The sequence below is a fragment of the Pedobacter jaeyakensis genome (genome assembly GCF_054461315.1).
The window spans coordinates 1004249-1020806 of sequence record NZ_CM136921.1 but is presented as its reverse complement, the minus strand read 5'-3'; the positions used below and the strand labels follow the sequence as shown (position 1 = coordinate 1020806).

17 protein-coding genes are annotated in these 16558 nt (G+C 38.7%); 5 read left to right on the top strand and 12 right to left on the bottom strand.

Annotation, left to right across the window (positions count from 1 at the left end; all coding sequences use genetic code 11):
* Nucleotides 1-21: 21 nt before the first annotated feature.
* From ACXZ1K_RS04780 to ACXZ1K_RS04770, 3 genes are all read right to left on the bottom strand, one after another.
* Entirely contained in the window at nt 22-3306 is a 3285-nt protein-coding gene (locus ACXZ1K_RS04780; protein WP_458972239.1) for a SusC/RagA family TonB-linked outer membrane protein, read from the bottom strand.
* Nucleotides 3307-3561: 255 nt separating this feature from the next.
* Nucleotides 3562-4761, bottom strand: coding sequence for a FecR family protein (locus ACXZ1K_RS04775; RefSeq protein ID WP_458972238.1), 1200 nt, complete (start codon nt 4759-4761; stop codon nt 3562-3564).
* A 62-nt stretch (nt 4762-4823) separates the two neighbouring features.
* Nucleotides 4824-5399, bottom strand: coding sequence for an RNA polymerase sigma factor (locus tag ACXZ1K_RS04770; RefSeq protein ID WP_458972237.1), 576 nt, complete (start codon nt 5397-5399; stop codon nt 4824-4826).
* A 390-nt stretch (nt 5400-5789) separates the two neighbouring features.
* On the opposite strand from ACXZ1K_RS04770, the gene ACXZ1K_RS04765 reads away from it, so the two are divergent.
* The gene (locus ACXZ1K_RS04765) at nt 5790-6473 is read left to right on the top strand and encodes a hypothetical protein (RefSeq protein WP_458972236.1); all 684 of its coding nucleotides are present in this window, start codon (nt 5790-5792) and stop codon (nt 6471-6473) included.
* 160 nt (nt 6474-6633) lie between these two features.
* On the opposite strand, the gene ACXZ1K_RS04760 is transcribed toward ACXZ1K_RS04765, so the two are convergent.
* The 3 genes from ACXZ1K_RS04760 to ACXZ1K_RS04750 form a co-directional block, all read right to left on the bottom strand.
* Nucleotides 6634-7557: an NAD(+)/NADH kinase gene (locus ACXZ1K_RS04760; protein WP_458972235.1), complete on the bottom strand. Its 924-nt coding sequence runs from the start codon at nt 7555-7557 to the stop codon at nt 6634-6636.
* Nucleotides 7554-8543 carry an SPFH domain-containing protein gene (locus ACXZ1K_RS04755; protein WP_458972234.1) on the bottom strand — a complete coding sequence of 330 codons (990 nt, stop codon included), beginning with the start codon at nt 8541-8543 and terminating at the stop codon, nt 7554-7556. The genes ACXZ1K_RS04760 and ACXZ1K_RS04755 overlap by 4 nt, the downstream gene beginning before the upstream one ends.
* 156 nt (nt 8544-8699) lie before the next feature.
* Complete coding sequence (locus ACXZ1K_RS04750) at nt 8700-9407, bottom strand: NUDIX hydrolase (protein ID WP_458972233.1); 708 nt, start codon at nt 9405-9407, stop codon at nt 8700-8702.
* A gap of 261 nt (nt 9408-9668) precedes the next feature.
* Between ACXZ1K_RS04750 and ACXZ1K_RS04745 the strand changes: the two genes are divergently transcribed.
* The 4 genes from ACXZ1K_RS04745 (at nt 9669) to ACXZ1K_RS04730 (ending at nt 11026) form a co-directional block, all read left to right on the top strand.
* Nucleotides 9669-9896: a helix-turn-helix domain-containing protein gene (locus ACXZ1K_RS04745; RefSeq protein ID WP_458972232.1), complete on the top strand. Its 228-nt coding sequence runs from the start codon at nt 9669-9671 to the stop codon at nt 9894-9896.
* Between the two features lies 1 nt (nt 9897).
* On the top strand, nt 9898-10008 hold the full coding sequence (locus tag ACXZ1K_RS04740) for a HipA domain-containing protein (protein ID WP_458972231.1): 111 nt from the start codon (nt 9898-9900) through the stop codon (nt 10006-10008).
* A complete protein-coding gene (locus ACXZ1K_RS04735; protein WP_458972230.1) occupies nt 9978-10232 on the top strand; it encodes a hypothetical protein in 255 nt (84 codons plus the stop codon). Before ACXZ1K_RS04740 ends, ACXZ1K_RS04735 begins: the two co-directional genes overlap by 31 nt.
* Before the next feature lie 113 nt (nt 10233-10345).
* Complete coding sequence (locus tag ACXZ1K_RS04730; protein WP_458972229.1) at nt 10346-11026, top strand: hypothetical protein; 681 nt, start codon at nt 10346-10348, stop codon at nt 11024-11026.
* A gap of 468 nt (nt 11027-11494) precedes the next feature.
* On the opposite strand, the gene ACXZ1K_RS04725 is transcribed toward ACXZ1K_RS04730, so the two are convergent.
* The 6 genes from ACXZ1K_RS04725 to ACXZ1K_RS04700 all read right to left on the bottom strand — a co-directional run bounded on the left by ACXZ1K_RS04725 (nt 11495) and on the right by ACXZ1K_RS04700 (nt 16477).
* On the bottom strand, nt 11495-11989 hold the full coding sequence (locus ACXZ1K_RS04725) for a hypothetical protein (RefSeq protein WP_458972228.1): 495 nt from the start codon (nt 11987-11989) through the stop codon (nt 11495-11497).
* Between the two features lie 2 nt (nt 11990-11991).
* Nucleotides 11992-13473, bottom strand: a complete 1482-nt coding sequence (locus tag ACXZ1K_RS04720; RefSeq protein ID WP_458972227.1) for a S41 family peptidase — start codon at nt 13471-13473, stop codon at nt 11992-11994.
* 15 nt (nt 13474-13488) lie between these two features.
* Nucleotides 13489-14400 (bottom strand): helix-turn-helix domain-containing protein, encoded by a 912-nt coding sequence (locus ACXZ1K_RS04715; protein ID WP_458972226.1) that lies wholly within the window; start codon nt 14398-14400, stop codon nt 13489-13491.
* A gap of 18 nt (nt 14401-14418) precedes the next feature.
* Nucleotides 14419-15156 (bottom strand): SDR family oxidoreductase, encoded by a 738-nt coding sequence (locus ACXZ1K_RS04710; protein WP_458972225.1) that lies wholly within the window; start codon nt 15154-15156, stop codon nt 14419-14421.
* Between the two features lie 12 nt (nt 15157-15168).
* Nucleotides 15169-16146 (bottom strand): aldo/keto reductase, encoded by a 978-nt coding sequence (locus ACXZ1K_RS04705; protein WP_458972224.1) that lies wholly within the window; start codon nt 16144-16146, stop codon nt 15169-15171.
* A 181-nt stretch (nt 16147-16327) separates the two neighbouring features.
* Nucleotides 16328-16477 carry a hypothetical protein gene (locus ACXZ1K_RS04700; protein WP_458972223.1) on the bottom strand — a complete coding sequence of 50 codons (150 nt, stop codon included), beginning with the start codon at nt 16475-16477 and terminating at the stop codon, nt 16328-16330.
* Nucleotides 16478-16558 lie beyond the last annotated feature (81 nt).

Below are 16558 nucleotides of genomic sequence, written 5' to 3'. Positions count from 1 at the left end.
GATTAGTGTTATAGGATATTTTTATAAACTGGCTCTCACTCCGAAACTGTAGATTCTAAGTGGCGGCAATCCAATTGTCGCTGTTTCAGGATCCAGACCTGTGAATTTTGAAATAACAAATAAATTCTGACCTTGCGCGTATACACTGATACCTGCCATTTTTATCGCACTTAGTATTGTTTTGGGTAAAGTATACGATAACATAACGTTTCTCAGTCTCACAAAGGAATTGTTAGACGCCGTGGCATTACTACTAACATACTTTCCATTCACGTCATATGTAGCAGAATAATCTGCAGTATATTTTTGATATTTTCCTAATTGCGTTGGACTACGCCAGCGGTCCAAAACGATTCGCTGTTGATTAACATTTGAGTTTCCTGGTGCGGAAAATATCTCCCCATTGTAGCCGATTTGTTTCACAAAATGAAACATAAAATCCAAAGTAAAACCACTGCATGAAAAAGTATTGTTTATTCCAGCACTCGCTTTTGTTCCATAAAAAACTGGAATTCGGTCAGCAGTTGTAATTTCTCCATCCTTATTTAAATCCGCAAATGTATAACGCCCAGTTTCTTTATCCAAACCATTGTACACATAATCGTAGTTTATAGTTAAAGGTTGACCAATGGCATAGATTTCTGCGTAGCTGGAACCTTCTAGATTTGGATAGGAAACTAGTTTGTTTTTAGGAAAATTGATATTTAAACTAGTTTGCCAACGAAAACTGCGGCGATGTAGGTTAATGCTGTTTAATTCGAATTCCAACCCTGTGTTTTGAAGAACAGCGGGTAAATTGGCAATGACTTTATCGAAACCTGTTACAGTTGGTAGTGAGTATCCTACTAGTTGATTCTTTGTTCTGTGTCGGTAATAATTGGCACCAAATTCCAAATTTCGATTAAAGAAGCCTAACTCAATTCCACCTTCCATTTTGTTTATGGTCTCCCAGTTATAAAGAGGATTGAATAAATTTGTTGGTCGTAAAATAGGAGTACCTCCATAACTTCCCCCCAAAGGTGAGTAACCACTTAAGTAAGCGTAATCTGCTAATTGGTCGTTTCCTGTCTTTCCCAGGCTTCCCTTAATTTTCCCAAAACTCAGAAATCGAAGATTGTCTTTTATGAAGTTCTCTCTTGAAAATATCCAAGCAACACCAACCGATCCAAAATTTCCAAACCTTCTGCCAGGGCCAAAGCGACTGCTGCCATCACGACGACCTGTTAAATTCACTATGTACCTATCGTTTAAATTATATCCCAGACGTGCATATGCCGCTATATACTTATACTCTGAGTTTGTAAGAGTGAGGCCTGTAATTGTTGTAGCACCTGCATAATTTTTGATAAGTGCATCACTTGAAAATCCACTCGCCAACTGACTTGTAGTTTCGGTAGAGGTCCCCTGAAATGTACCACCAAACAGTGCATCGATATGGTGAAAACCAAAGTTCCTTGTGTAGTTCATTTGAGGCTCGATAATCCATGTACTTGATTCATTAATCGCTCTTTGATTAGATCTGAAGTCATTGGCAAAGGCACTGTTTGCTGGGTCAAAAGCAGTGAATGGAGTCAATGTGATAGATTTACCATTATTGATGGTATATCCGATGTTAGTTTTTATTTGAAGCTCTGGAATTATTGCGTACGAAAATGCAGAGTTGGCAATCAGATTTCTTAGGTATAGAGTAGTGTTAATATTGGTTCCTGCAAGTGGATTTGGAAAAGTAGAATTTTGCCAATTTAATGTTCCATCAGCATTGAAGAAGTTGGGACTATTTGGTGCCCGAAGGACATTTGATGTAAAATCTGCGTCAGGTAAACGATTTGAATTTGAAGAATAATTAAGGTTGATATCTGCTCTAAATTTTTTATTTTCTGACTGGTGATTGAAGTTTAAAATTCCTGAACCTACTTGATATTCGTAGTCCCCTGGAAACACAGTAGATTCCTTGCGGTAGCTTAGGCCAAAAAGAAATTGTGTATTTTCATTTCCACCAGAAATATTTGCATAAGCGTTAATTGTTTGAGCCGTATGCCCAAACATTTCATCTTGCCAGTTTACATTATGAGTGGTATCCCACTCACCATTTAGATCGTAATCGAAATCTCCAACATGAAGTCCGTCATTTTTCAGACCCTCTCGCCTCATCTGTAGGTATTCGTTTGTTTTCATTAAGTCAAGACGAGAAGGAACGTTTGAAAAAGACTTGTAAACACTTGCTTCTATTTTTGTCACCCCTGATTTGCCCTTTTTAGTAGTGATTAGTATAACTCCGTTTGCGCCACGGGAGCCATAAATAGCGGTTGCATCAGCATCTTTTAACACATCAATCCTTTCAATATCTTCAGGCCTGATTGATGGAAACGCACTCATATTTTTACCAGCTCCTCCTCCAAAGTTTTTAGCATTAAACGGGATTCCATCTATTATGTATAACGGATCTATTCCATTTGCCAAGCTATTATATCCGCGCAAACTTACCCTCAACTCTGATCCAGGGACACCTGATACTTGAGTGATCTGAAGACCGGGTATATTACCTTCTAAAGCTGTCAGGATATTATTTATTGGTTGCTTTTCCATATCCTTCGTGGTAAAAGTTGATATAGTTCCAGTATTTTTATCCTTATCAGTATTGTAGTATCCTTTATTTACAATAGTTACTTCTGCAAGATTACTACTTAAAAACTCTAATTTTATGTCTCCTAGTTCCTCCTTTAACCTTTTTATCTCGAGTACCTTGTAGCCTATATTGGAAATCACCAATACAGCTTTCTCATCAACACCCGCTAAATAGAAATCCCCATTGGCATTGGTCGACACACTCTTTCCGCCTTTAACTTTAACAGTTGCGCTTGATAACCCATTACCTAAAGAGTCGACCACCCTACCCCTAACATTAATATTTTGAAATCTTGCAATAATGTCGTCGAGAAAACTTTTCTCTTTTTGCTTTACCGTCACCATTTTGTTTTCAATGGTATAGCTTAGTTGCTGGTTTTTAAACGCCAGTTCTAAAGCGGTTTCTAGCGTTACATTTTTCAGCTGGATGGTTACTTTTTTAGCATCATCCATCATTTTATCACTATATAAAAAGTCGTAGCCGGTCTGTTTCCGTATCTCTTTAAATACAGTGGTTAAGGGAACATTTTTTTCATTCAGGGTAACTTGTTGCCCGTAGGTGCTGGCACTTACCTGAAGTATTGAAGTGGTTAATAAAACTATGATTAAGCGCATAATCAATAGAATTTTTGGCGGTATGCCAAAGCGTAGCATACCTGGGTTAAAAGCATATTTTTTCATACTTTTGTCTCTTGGGTTAATACATAAAATGGTCTCAAAATTGTTTTATCCCGAACTTGATTCGGGAAGGGTTAACTCAAATTTTAAGCGTGGAAGTGTTCGAGCACTTCCGCGTTTTTCTTTAAGCTCCCCGCCGCTGTATTAGCCTATTCTTGTAGAATTTTTTTCATGTCTTTAGTTCGGTTTGTGGTTCGTTGATATATTAATTGTATTAGGATGGTTCTTCTTCTTTATCCTGGATTTAGTTTATCTATGTCATTTGTTCTTATTCTCTAAAACGGTTACTGCCTTTCCATTAACTTTAAATTGTAGCAGGCCTGTAGAGGCTAAGCTCTTAAGTACCGCAGAGATATTTTGCGATCGGGAAACCCGTCCGCTAAAGGTTTGCTGTACATCTATTTTTCCCTGGTAACTTACTTCAATATTGTACCATCGTGCCACTCTACACATGATGGAAGCCAGGCTTTCCCTCTCGAATATGAAATCCCCATTTTTCCAATCTACCGCAGTTTCTGTATCTACATCTTTAACTGCTATTTCGCCAGCCTTAAGCGTGGCTTGTTGATTGGGTTTAAGGATTGCTTCATTTTGAGATTGGCGCACAGCCTGTCCTGAACTTGTTTCAGACTCTACTCCCCGCAATGACGATAGTTTAACAGAACCTTCTAATAGGGTAGTTTTAACGCTAGCTTCATCTGCGTAAGCATTGATGTTAAAGTGCGTACCCAGTACCTGTACTTCCTGTGTGGCTGTCGCTACAATGAAAGGATGAGTCTTATCTTTAGCAACCTCAAAATATCCTTCTCCGGTCAGCTTAACCCTGCGTTCTTTCAGTGCAGAGAAATTCGCAGGGTATGCTAAGCTAGACGCGGCATTTAAACTAACCAAGGTCCCATCCGGTAAAGTCAGGTCGTATGTTTCTCCATTGGCAGTAGATAGGGTGTTTATTTTATTGTTCTCTACACCTTTATCTTTAATTTCATAGATCAGCTTGCCGTCTGCAGTTTTGGTGATCGTTACTCCTGACTGTTCGGCAAGTTTGCCATTGGCAGCATCCGATAATTTTATGGTTTTACCGTTGGCCAATGTCAGGGTTGCCCCTTGCTTACCTGGCGCAATGTCGTTTTTATATGTCAAGTCATCCTGAACTTGTTTCCCGATCTCGGTATTGGAGTATTTAAAGAAGTAAACGCCAAAAGCTATCGCTGCTACCGCAGCGGCAATGGTGGCTATGCGCGGCCACATTCGTATAGTCTTAGCAGGTATTTGCGCTGGTGGTAGGTTAGACCAAATCCTTTCTCCTACTTCTCTGGCATTAAATTCACGATTATCTTCTGCTGCGGTTTTCGCAAATTGATTGAATGCAGCATTGATCTGCAACTCTTCCTGCGGTTTAGCGAGTCCGTTATTGAATTTTTCTAAAAGTGCTTTCTCCTTGGAGTACTCTTGTTCCATGCTTTCGCTATTGGGTTAATTAATGGTTTAACGACCAACCTCAAACAGAGTACTATGCCAAATTAAAATATTATTAAAAAAATGTTAATTGAATCCCCAAGCTTGCCCTTGAGGCTACGAATGGCATTACTCATCTGGTTCTTCACCGTCTGTTGCGAAATACCCAGCTCTTTTGCAATCTGCTGATTGGTCTTGTATTCTTTCCGGCTCATCTCAAAAATGATCCGCATCTTCTCTGGTAAATTCTTGATTTCCCTCTCAATCAAATCGTACAGCTCCTTCTCCACATACAACTGATCTGGCAGGGCTTCGCCCAGCTGGATCACCTGTTTCAGGTGCTCCAGGTAACGCACTTCTACCTTACTGTGCTTTACCAAATCCAGCACCTTATTTTTAGTAAGCTTATACAGGTATGGCGCTAATGGGACATTTACATCCAGCTGATCCCTCTTCAACCACAGGGAGGTAAACACCTCCTGCACCACATCTTCGGCTACTGCCGAATCTTGTAACAGCTTCCTGGAAAACCTAAACAACAACTGCCAGTAACGATCATAGATAGATTTATACGCAACGTCATCCCCACCCCGAAATAATCCGGCCAGTTCTGTATCGCTGTATTTGTTATAATCTATCATCTACGGTTCAATTTGGTTGTGGTAATTAGTCGTTACGTTATGGCTAAATCCATATCCATGCGCTGTGGCGGAAATCACTAATTCCTAAACAAATATCTTCTAGTTATTTGTGAAAGACCAAACTTTCAGTAAAATATATTTTTAATAATGCTCCTAGCTTCCACAGTGCCTGAAATAGATTGCACGTCATTGCTAGGCACGAGGCAAACTCGTGATGAAAATAAAGTGGATAGGAATAAGTTATAGTCTGGATTGGATTTCCTTAGAGACCACGAAAACCTCATTTTAGTTTAGGTATAAATGACGACAAATAAAGCCCTTAGATCAAATGCGGACATTTTTATTAATTTTAGGATTATTACTATCAAGTTCCTGAATAACAACTTCATCATGCCCAAAAAATTAGCCGTTTTATTAGCAATTCTTATTTCGCAATTTGCATGTAAGTTTAGTCGAGGATTTGAGATTAAAGAGGTTAAAGAGTTTGAAGGTGTAATTAAATACCATGAAATTGATAAAACTCTAGAAGAAATGGATGTGGATGATACTGTTACAGTCTATTATGCAAATGGAAACTATGCTGCTTTTCATTCAGAAAAGACATCAGAATTTTATATTGTTAAAGACTACTATCTTAATGGTCTACATCCCTTAAGGTTATTTGTCAGTAACCTATCCGATACATTGCAATCGTTAAAGATCGACGCTACTGTTGGAGAACTTCAAAGCTTTACATCAAAAAAGTCGAATGAAAAAATCCTTTCTCGTGAATGCGAAGCCATAGAACTTACCATTAGATTTGACGATAATGGTTCTGTAAGCTATACTGATAACACGTTTTTATTTTCAAGAGGCTATTTAAATGTAAATAAAGACCATTTTAAGAATTGGAATTTAGGCTTTTTTAATAAAGTGATAAATGAATCTGGGACTTACTATTTAAAATTTAAAACAGTTCATTTTGATAGTTCACACAAAAATATCTTATCAAGTAAATCCTACGAGGTTATTTCCGTTAAAGAACAAAAAGTAGATCAAAAACTATTTTTGATAGATACCCTCAAGATTAAATAGCTTAAGTGGGTATTTCGCCAAAAGTGGGATGAATACTTCGTCATAATAATCCACACGGGTATTTTGATGAAAAGTACAATGGCTATAACAAAGAGCTTATAATCGAAATATAGCAGATAGCAACCGCTTATAGCGTTCGGTTTTTATTGTCATATGTGAGTTACTTTGTAACGACCAATTTGGCCGTTTCCGACGCTATGCCTATTGTTGCAATGGCGCCACTATTAAAACTTAAGAAATCGGTTTCTATGCCATCACTAAAAATGACTCCATTTGTGGGCATTAGGGATTCGATCGTTAAATGTGATTTTTGCTTAATTGAGCCCAGGGTAATTCCCGTCTGCGTTCTGATGCTTTTGAATGGTTCCCTCACAGCAAAGATCAGTTCATTTTCTTTAAATACAGGCCTTTTGAGTTGTTGATTTCCTCCGAAGGTATTCGTGATACCATAAGCCATATTCATAATTGAACTGAGCCAACCTGTTGAGCCAGCCGGTGTAGAAACGATCAGTCCGCTTGAGGAGTGTTCTTCGGTGATTTCTCTATGGGTTATTTTATACTTTGCAGAGACATGAGAGGAGGCTCCTATAAATAGGTCGTTAAAAGCGAGCAACCGTTGCCCATCGTTGAGCCTCGCCTCTGCAAACCGTTTTGTTTCGGCATGGTATTGATTGGCTATAACGGCCTCAACACCTTTGATAAAATTCGTCGTGCTAAATGGCAACAGAACCCCATCATAGCGTTTTGCATCTGGATTTACTGCTACAATCGGAATACCTCTTGAGTATTTTGCAGTGTTAGCTACCAGGCCATCCTGACCAATTACGACGATAACGTTTTTTTCAGAGAAGATAAAAGAGGGTACAAAGGCCCTGTCAAGAATTTTGTATTTGATGACTTTGGTAAGCCTGGTCTGCAGTGTATTTAATGAGTCATGGAAGATTTCATGCTCATTCTCATAGTCCTCAAAATTCCCGCCTAATTTTTCAATATAAAACCTGGCCTGTGCTTTAGTGTTAAACCGTTCTATTAAAGCTTCCAGTCTTGTTTTGTTTTTGACTATAATGGCATACTCTACGCTCATTTTCTCTTTTCTGGTCTTTCGCTAAGCAATGAATTTAATAAATCAGGGCTGATGTTTAGATTGCCTATTTTGTCAGCATTTTCAGCTAGTTCTCTGAAGGCAAGGGCAATATTGAACCTAGGGTCAGAATTGTTGTTCAGTGCAGTCAAAATTTTCCAATCCATTTCTTTGTACGGCTTCAGTGTGGCTTCTAAAACGTAGCCTTGGGTCTCTGCTTCTATTTTATCATTGGCAGTTTTTTGCTCAATGAATTGCTTTCTTTGATTCTCTACAGAGATATCGGCCTCCAGCTGCATTTCTCTCAACTTTCTTTCGTTGTCAGATTGCTGGACCATAGATTCCATTTTCTTTTCCGCAATCTGCTTTTGCTTTTCCTCTACTGCTATTTCTGTATTTAATTCTGTTTCCTTTATTATGCGTTCCTGTTCAACGGCAAAGTTCCTGCGCTCATAGATGGCCTGGTCTGCTTCCTGCTGTAGTTTTTCCCTGGTTTCGGTTTCCAGCGCTCTTGCCATTTCTGGAGTAGCCGAAATACCAAGAATATTTGCTCCAAGAATTTCAATGCCCAACATGCCTATTGCAGCAGATGCTTTTAAACCTTCGAGGATGTTATTCTCTATTGCTTTGGCGGATCTTATGGCATCTTTCAGTTTAATGCTGTGTATGTATGCTGAAGTTGCAGTTTGAGCTTCGTTGATAATCCGTTGGTTCAGTTTCTCAATATCGTTCTTCTTGTATATCCCATTGTCGTTTACAGTGAAATCTAAAACATCTGCCAGCTCTTTTGGTCTGCTGATCTTATAACTGATCTGACCCTGGATGTTTACTTGCTGGTAATCGTTAGTGGATTCGCTAAAAATAAAAGGGAGATCATTACTCCCCATCGGAATAGCAACAATTGAACTGTTCGGGGCAAAATAAAAGAAAGAGAGTCCGCGCCCCTCTCTTTTTATGCTTCCATTTTTGAAATGGAGTACATAAGTCATTGAGTCAAATTTGATGTGCTGGATACCAAACATATGCGTTAAATTTTAATGTGTAAATGTTTATTTTGCGTAATAATGACACAAATAAAAGAACTTATTTATTACAATCCAAATAATTTGCGTGTTTTTTACACAAATTAAATTTGCAAACCATATTTAAAGGAGTTTATAGAGGTCGAATCCTTTGATTTTTAATTGTTTATATTTTTTACTATCAAATGAATATAATTTTCCTGGACGGCCTGCATTGATGACTGGCGCCTTTTCATTCAGTTCTACAACGAGACCTAATGACATTACCTTGCGCTTAAAGTTCCTGCGATCTATTTCATGTCCAAGCAGTTTCATATAAAGTTGCTCCAGATCGGAGAATAGAAATTTTTTGTCAAGTAGTTCGAATCCTATAGGTTCATAAGTGATCTTGGCTCTTAATCTTGTAATTGCTTTGTCTACGATTTCCTTATGATCAAAAGCCAGCTCAGGTAGTTCATAGATATTGAACCAAGCTGCTTCAGAGGCGTCTGATGAGGCAAACAGGCTAAAGTCAGCAGATTTTACAAGGCCAAAATACGAAATCGAAATAATTCTTCTCCGAGGGTCCCTATCTGGTGTTCCAAACGTAAATAGCTGCTCGAGGTAATTTATAGATATGCCTGCTTCTTCCTTTAGTTCACGCGCCAATGCTTGTTCTAGTGTTTCGTGATTAAGCACAAATCCGCCGGGGAGCGCCCATTCATTGATATAGGGATCTATTTTTCGTCTAATCAATAGAACAGATATGCCATTTTCCTGATTATAGCCAAACACAATAGCATCGACGGTTACTTTAATGTCTTGATTTATGAAAGAGTCTTCTCGATCCATGTTTAAAGAATAGTTGGATACAAAGTAAACGATTTATAAGTTGCCTACAAGATTATAAAGTTTAGTCTAATAAATGAAACCGATAGGATAAGTAAGAGTGAATTGATAGTAATTTTGGCGCCCATTAGCAGGTATTAGATCCCTAAAATCAAGAAAAAATTGACTATATCCATATGTATATAGTTATCCATATCTACGTAATTTTATATCTATTTACATATAATTTTACTATTTTTACATAAATAGATGTAAATGCATATAATGAAAGGATTAGCGTCGTTTGTAAAAGAAAAGAGAAAGCTTGCCAGATTAACTCAGGAGGAATTCGCTGAGCGTGCCGGCGTCGCGCTGACAGTAATTCGCAAAATTGAGCAGGGAAAGGAGACATTGAACCTATCCAGCGTAAACCAGGTTCTGCTGATGTTCGGAAGTATACTTGCGCCAGTTAGCACAAAAGAAATTGCTCCAATACAATTCCCGCAACAGTGATATGCACCTCAAGAATTTTTCAATGATCCTATCATCGCAAGGCTGGATTTTATCTCCGGCATATGATTTATTAAATGTATCGTGGCCAATCCCGCTGACAATGAGGAGCTAGCGCTTACATTGGGAGCTAAAAAAAGAAAGATTGGTCGGACTCAATTTGACGGGCTTGCTGAGCGCCTGGAATTAACAACTCGGCAAAAGGATCGAGCTTATAACCGATTGCAGAAAAATCAAAATATAGCAGTGGACTGGATCGAAAAATCCTTTTTACCAGATGATGTAAAAGAAGAATATCTCTCCATCGTAACCTCACGATACAAGCAACTCGGAATGTGATCCACACGGGTGTCTTAATGAAAAGTACAATGGCTATTAAATGATATCGCCACGACCACAAAATGACCTACCGCGCGCAAGGGATAGGTTAAAAAAATATTTAAATTGAACTCATGCACTCAAAAGGTTTATTAATAAAATTCAGTATTGGAACCATAATGTTGTCACTTTTTCATTTAGGTGGAAGTTGCCAATCCAGTCCCAATAAGTGTTTAGACTCATTGCTTAAAAGAAACGTTCTATGTAAATTATCAGGTGGTGAAAAAGTTCGTATTCGTTCAAATCATATTATTAATGCAGCCTATGCATATAAATATTGGGTTCCTTTAAATTTCAAAGAGATAATTTCTCATTCTCAAATTTATACTGATACTGTAAGATATCTAAGTACAGATAAAAAGTGTTCATTAAAAATATGGCCAGGAGAAACTATTGATTTTCCGTTAGGACAAGTTGATGCGTTAGGACAGTCGATAGGAATTAATTGCTCTGATATTGCGCGCGTTGAAAAAATAGTTAATGATCATATTTTGTTTCTAAAATCAGGCAAAGAAAAGGAACTCTCTGGGGTTAAAATAAATGAATTTTGTGATGGCGTTTTCGGCTACAATTTTCAAATGGCATTGAAGGGCAACTCAGCGGAATTTGGCTATATATACAAGACTGAAATCTCAGAAATCCCGGTGTCAGGAGATCTAATCTTCAAGCACTTTCTCTATAAATATGATATAAATTATAAGGAAAAATATGAAAGTATTGGGCTGGCTATGGCCAACGAATTTTCAGAGTTTTGAGTTTAGTCCCATCCATCGGAACGGCATAGGAAAGATTGTTGAAAGCCTTAAGATAGATATGAATGGTTTTTTTAGAGGGTAAATATTGATTACATTTAAGTGTGCAAAAGCGAAAGCAAAAATTTCTTTTATTCGAAAACATCAAATGGATTGCTCTTGAGAAACTATTATTTACAATAGTTTTTGTTTATTTTATTCCGAGGGCTTTAATGTATCCAGATTATTCCCCAATAGGGTGAATAATTTTCGTGATTATATTTTTCATAATCCCCCTCTGCTTTTTATTGTTTTAATGGCGTTTACCAAACTTTCCTAAGATATATTCACTGCATTATGAATGGAAGAAATAGTCTTCTAGAGCAATGTTTAAAGAATAGTTTGATAAAAGTAAACGATTTTAAGTTGCCTACAATAGTAATTAAAAAGCAAATTATTTTGCAATCCATTTAAGTAACAGTGGTCGTAGAATTAAACCTCTGCGAACATCCTTAACTGCACCTCCGATCGCTCCAAATACTCAATGACAACCATGTCACCCTCATGGAAGCAGTGAGATTCAACAACAGGATAAAAAAACTTTTTTTTTGAGAACACTTTTGGATGCTCTTCCAGCTTGAGTTCAAATTGCTGGTCGTTATGCCAAACTTTCTTAGAAATCCTGGTTGTAAAAACACACTTATTGCCGCTTTTTAAATCGCGGCGTAGCCCCAGGACCGACTTTCTGTAAAAATACAATCCGAAGCAGGCGAATATAAAGAAGTAAGTGATAAAGGCACCGGGGTAACCCATAGTCTCAATCGCCGATTTGGTACTTCGCTTGCCCGGTACAAAGGGGAGTAGAAAACTAAAAAGAAGCATTGCGGCTAGAGAGAACATCAAGCTGCGTTTCGCCTTCGGGTACAATTCAGTTGCAATCAACTCCACATCGCCTTGCGATAATTCTTCATATTCCAGACTACTCATCGTTACAAAAATAGTTTGTTTGCCTTATTGCTTTTGATCTCCTTCAATACATATCCCAGCTCTTGGTCGCTTGTCGAATTGTCATCCCGTTTAATGATTTGATCGGGTATCACTCCGTGACCATCGTCCTTCCACCCTACCATGAAGATCCTGGCACAGGAAATTGAGAAGGACAGCTTGGTATTGGGCATCACCAATTCAACTGTGTTTGCGGTGAAGCTGGTGGTTTCTTCAGTCTCCTGACCTACCAGGGTCGCCAATTTATAGTGCTTCAAAGTAGCCGCGAAAATGGCCGCAGCAGAATAGGTTTTCTCACTGGTTAGCAGGTACACTTTGCCATTAAACAATAAAGGACTTACTTCAGGCTTTTTAGGTTTAAAACGCTCTGTAGCCAAAGCTCCTTCTTTGGTTGTCATGATCGCCCTGCGTTTTGCATTGGTCCGTATATATATCGGATAATACAGGTAATCGTACCATTGAAACCAGCCGCCATATTTCCGGTTCATCTCCACAAACTCTGCTCGTTTCTCCTTGCTGATCCGGGTTTCTATTTTATCAAACTGACTGATCGCTTTATTGGTCAGATAACCATAAAGCACTTCTCCCAGCCTGGTTGTGCCGCCCATATTCTCACGCATATCAATAACCAGGTGTTCGTACTTTTTGCCTTTCATGATGGTAAAAACGCTATCGCAAAAGGGTTTAAATCCTTCCAATCCATCACAAACGTTAAATTGTATTACGCCCGTTTTATGTTCAGGCAGCTCGTGAAAAGCATAGTTCTTTTGAGGTACAGAAATAGTCAATTCTTCCAGCTTGTCCTGTGGCAATCCTTTTAGTGTTGTCGACTTTACTTTACCTCCGTCGACATACTCAATGCGGTATTCATCATAGCCCCCATAACGTTCCCAGTACATCCAGCAAAACCCTGGCGAATTGGATACTTCTGCAAAATACTCGCTCTCGGCATTGTATCCAGACAAGAGCTTTTTAACCACCTCCCCGGCCCCGACTTCATTAATACTGACGATTTCAGCGTTAAAAGGTATTTCTGTTTTCAAAGAGTTGCAATAGATCCGACCAGCGCGCATGTTAACGGGCAATGGAAAAAACAAACCACCATTCTTTTTATAGGTCTCAATTTCAGCATCGGGACCATTTACATAATTATGCCCGTCCTTAACTACATGAAACAGCACCGGCGCAAACAAACTGATAAAGTCCATCCGGGTCATCGGCTTGGTAATTGATAATTTCAACGCCTCCAAACGCTTTAACACAGTATCTTTTGGTGTCTCCTTGTAAAAATCAGGGTGTACCTCTCCGTACTTTCTAAACACAAAGTCTAGATCTTGTTTCAACAATTCAGGGGCATATTTCGGATACTCCGGCTTATTGTCAAAAACCTGCCCAAAAACAGTCATCGCAATCAAAGAAAATGAGAGGCTAAGTAAGAGTAACCGGATGGTAAGTTTCGAGCGCATGAGTATGTACATCTTTTAATTAAACGACTGCCTAAATTCCAAAGGCGAGATGTTTGTCTTTGTCTTGAAAAGTTTGCTGAACGATTGTGAATGTTCAAAGCCCAATTCATAAGCAATTTCCGAAACCGATAGCTTTGTCGTGGATAATTTTTCTTTTGCCTTTTCTATAATGGCATTCTGTATGTACTGTTGTGTGTTTAGTCCTGTCAAGGAACGCAACATATCACTCAAATAGCGTTGCGACAACTTTAATTCCGTGCTGATGTAGTTCACGGTTGGCAAACCGCTTTTCAAACTGCTTGTTGCAAAATAGTTGTTTAACAGCTTGTCCAAAGAAGTGATGGTATCGTGATTGATTGCTTTCCTGGTTATAAACTGCCTATTGTAAAAACGATTGCTGTAATTCAATAACAACTCTATTTGCGACACCAAAACATCCTGGCTGAAATTGTCAATATTGTTTTCTAACTCATTGGCTATTGAAGCAAATAAGTTGGCGATAACTTCTTTTTCTTTTGCGGATAAAAATAAGGCTTCTGAAACATCGTAAGAGAAAAAGCCATATTGATTTATTGTGCTTCCTAACTGATAATTCCGTATAAAGTCTGAATGGAAATACAAAGCAATCCCTTCATAGCTTTCTGTCTCTTCGGGTGAAAAAACAATTTGATTAGGCTTCAAAAATGCCAGTCCACCCTCTTCAAAGTCGTAATGCCCTTGTCCGTATTTTATTTGCCCCGTAAATGTAGGCTTAAAGGAAATTTTGTAAAAATCCAGACTTATTTTTTGCCCTTTCGGAAATTGATCAATCGAAACATTCTTGTAATCAACCAGTGCAATCAATGGGTGCATTGGTGCAGGAATTCCCAAGACCCGTGCCAACTGGGATATACTTTTTAGGTGATTGATGTTAGGTTGTTGTTGCATTTTCTTTTACGAACTTAATCAATTTTGTTTTGACGGACGAATAACGATATCGCCGATTTCAACATCGCTTGGTTGACTTATTGCATAAATTACCGCATTGGCAATGGCTATGGGATCTATAGCCATTTGTTCCATTCCGTTCTGAACTGCCGTTTTCATTGCTTCATTTTTTATATTGTTCGCAAAATCTGTTTTCACAAATCCCGGCGAAATCCCTGTAATGCGTATGTTTCCGTCCGACTCCTGACGAAAAGCTTCTGCAATGGTGCGAATGGCATTTTTGGTTCCTGCGTACACGCCTTGCATGGGCACAATCTTTATTCCTGATGTGGAAATGATATTGACGATATGCCCCGATTGTTGTTGCTTAAAAATAGGGATTGCGGCCGCCATCCCATACAAAACGCCTTTGAGGTTGATGTCAATCATTTCTTCCCAACCATCTATATCCAATTCGTCAATACGGCTTAATTGACTGACGCCTGCGTTGTTTAACAGTACATCTAACTTCCCATTTTGCTCAACTGCTGTATTTACCAGCCTGATTAAATCGGCTTTATTTTTTACATCAATTTGAACAAAAGTGGCTTCGCCACCTTTGCTGTTGATTTCGTCAACAACTTGTTGTAATTGTTCCGTTCGCCTTGCACCCAAAATAACCTTTGCACCGTTTTTTGCTAATTCTATTGCAATGGCTTTACCCATTCCGCTACTTGCACCGGTAATGGCCACAACTTTTCCCCTAATATTTTGCATGGTTGTTAGTTTTTATTTGTCTATCTGCTTTGCTAAAAATTCGGGATAACGGTCACCCACAAGGGTAATCCCATTTACCGTGACGTCAATTTTTGCAAGCTCATCGGTCGTTAAAACAGCCGTTGTGCTGCCAATATTTTCTTCCAGGCGATGTAATTTTGTAGTTCCGGGAATTGGTGCTATCCAAGGCTTTTGAGCCAATAGCCAAGCCAATGCCAATTGTCCGGGTGTGATGTTTTTTTCTCTGGCAATTTCAGAGAGTCCATCCACTAAAACCTGATTGGCCTTTATATTTTCTTCGCTAAATCTAGGAAGGATATTTCTACGGTCAACATCTGCTAATTTTGTGTTGATGGCACCTGTGAGGAAGCCTTTGCCCAACGGACTAAACGGAACAAAACCAATTCCCAACTCTTCTAGTGTTGGTATTATTTCAGTTTCTGGTTCACGCCAAAATAAAGAGTATTCGCTTTGTAATGCTGCTACAGGTTGAACTGAGTGTGCTTTTCGAATCGTTTTAGCACTTGCTTCCGATAGACCAAAGTATTTTACTTTGCCCTCTTGTATCAAGTCTTTCACTGTTCCTGCTACCTCTTCTATCGGAACATTTGGATCAACTCTGTGCTGATAAAGCAAATCGATGTAATCTGTTTTTAGTCTTTTTAGAGATCCTTCAACCACCGCTCTAATAGTTTCGGGTCTGCTGTCTAAACCTATTGCCGGCCTCGCATCTTTACAACCAAATTTTGTAGCGATTACTACATCTTTTCGATAAGGCTGTAATCCTTCGCCCACAATTTCTTCATTGGTATAAGGTCCGTAAGCCTCCGCAGTATCAAAAAATGTGATACCTCTTTCTACTGCATTGCGTAATAGCGTTATGGCTTCTTTTTTCTCCATCCCTTTTCCATCCAAAAAATTTAAACCCATACAGCCAAATCCTAATGCGGAAACTTCTAACCCGCTATTTCCTAACTTTCTTTTTTGCATAACTCTTTTTTAATTCCTTTTAAACTCAATAAATTTCAAGTACAAAATTCTTGATAGTCGTCAGATGAAATGTATCCGAGTTGGTATTTGTTGTAGTCAGAAAGTATTGGATGGTGCCTAACCTTACGCACCCAGGAGGAGACTATTGCTTTACTGCGTTAAGAAATCTAATAAATGCCCGTCACGGTCGTACATAGCTGTTCTGAAGTTCAATTCCCTTTCTAGTATACAAATGCAGTGAAGTAAATGCCTGGTCGTCCTGCTTTTGGCGCGCCTGTCCGTTTTTCCACTGCATGTTATGATCTGCAAGGTAATTTGAGTTGTTAGCCATCCCTGGCTCAATTTCTTTGTTGATAATGCTGGTAGGAGTATACCAGTAAGTTTGTTGCTCAACGTTAGTGCCTCAATTTAG

Bases quoted from the DNA above. Each gene is read 5' to 3' on its own strand.
- ACXZ1K_RS04760 (WP_458972235.1), bottom strand. From the start codon at position 7,557: ATGAGCGTAGAGTATGCCATTATAGTCAAAAACAAAACAAGACTGGAA.
- ACXZ1K_RS04750 (WP_458972233.1), bottom strand. From the start codon at position 9,407: ATGGATCGAGAAGACTCTTTCATAAATCAAGACATTAAAGTAACCGTC.
- ACXZ1K_RS04710 (WP_458972225.1), bottom strand. From the start codon at position 15,156: ATGCAAAATATTAGGGGAAAAGTTGTGGCCATTACCGGTGCAAGTAGC.
- ACXZ1K_RS04780 (WP_458972239.1), bottom strand. From the start codon at position 3,306: ATGAAAAAATATGCTTTTAACCCAGGTATGCTACGCTTTGGCATACCG.
- ACXZ1K_RS04755 (WP_458972234.1), bottom strand. From the start codon at position 8,543: ATGACTTATGTACTCCATTTCAAAAATGGAAGCATAAAAAGAGAGGGG.
- ACXZ1K_RS04715 (WP_458972226.1), bottom strand. From the start codon at position 14,400: ATGCAACAACAACCTAACATCAATCACCTAAAAAGTATATCCCAGTTG.
- ACXZ1K_RS04765 (WP_458972236.1), top strand. From the start codon at position 5,790: ATGCCCAAAAAATTAGCCGTTTTATTAGCAATTCTTATTTCGCAATTT.
- ACXZ1K_RS04770 (WP_458972237.1), bottom strand. From the start codon at position 5,399: ATGATAGATTATAACAAATACAGCGATACAGAACTGGCCGGATTATTT.
- ACXZ1K_RS04700 (WP_458972223.1), bottom strand. From the start codon at position 16,477: ATGGCTAACAACTCAAATTACCTTGCAGATCATAACATGCAGTGGAAA.
- ACXZ1K_RS04725 (WP_458972228.1), bottom strand. From the start codon at position 11,989: ATGAGTAGTCTGGAATATGAAGAATTATCGCAAGGCGATGTGGAGTTG.
- ACXZ1K_RS04720 (WP_458972227.1), bottom strand. From the start codon at position 13,473: ATGCGCTCGAAACTTACCATCCGGTTACTCTTACTTAGCCTCTCATTT.
- ACXZ1K_RS04705 (WP_458972224.1), bottom strand. From the start codon at position 16,146: ATGCAAAAAAGAAAGTTAGGAAATAGCGGGTTAGAAGTTTCCGCATTA.
- ACXZ1K_RS04740 (WP_458972231.1), top strand. From the start codon at position 9,898: ATGCACCTCAAGAATTTTTCAATGATCCTATCATCGCAAGGCTGGATT.
- ACXZ1K_RS04730 (WP_458972229.1), top strand. From the start codon at position 10,346: ATGCACTCAAAAGGTTTATTAATAAAATTCAGTATTGGAACCATAATG.
- ACXZ1K_RS04775 (WP_458972238.1), bottom strand. From the start codon at position 4,761: ATGGAACAAGAGTACTCCAAGGAGAAAGCACTTTTAGAAAAATTCAAT.
- ACXZ1K_RS04745 (WP_458972232.1), top strand. From the start codon at position 9,669: ATGAAAGGATTAGCGTCGTTTGTAAAAGAAAAGAGAAAGCTTGCCAGA.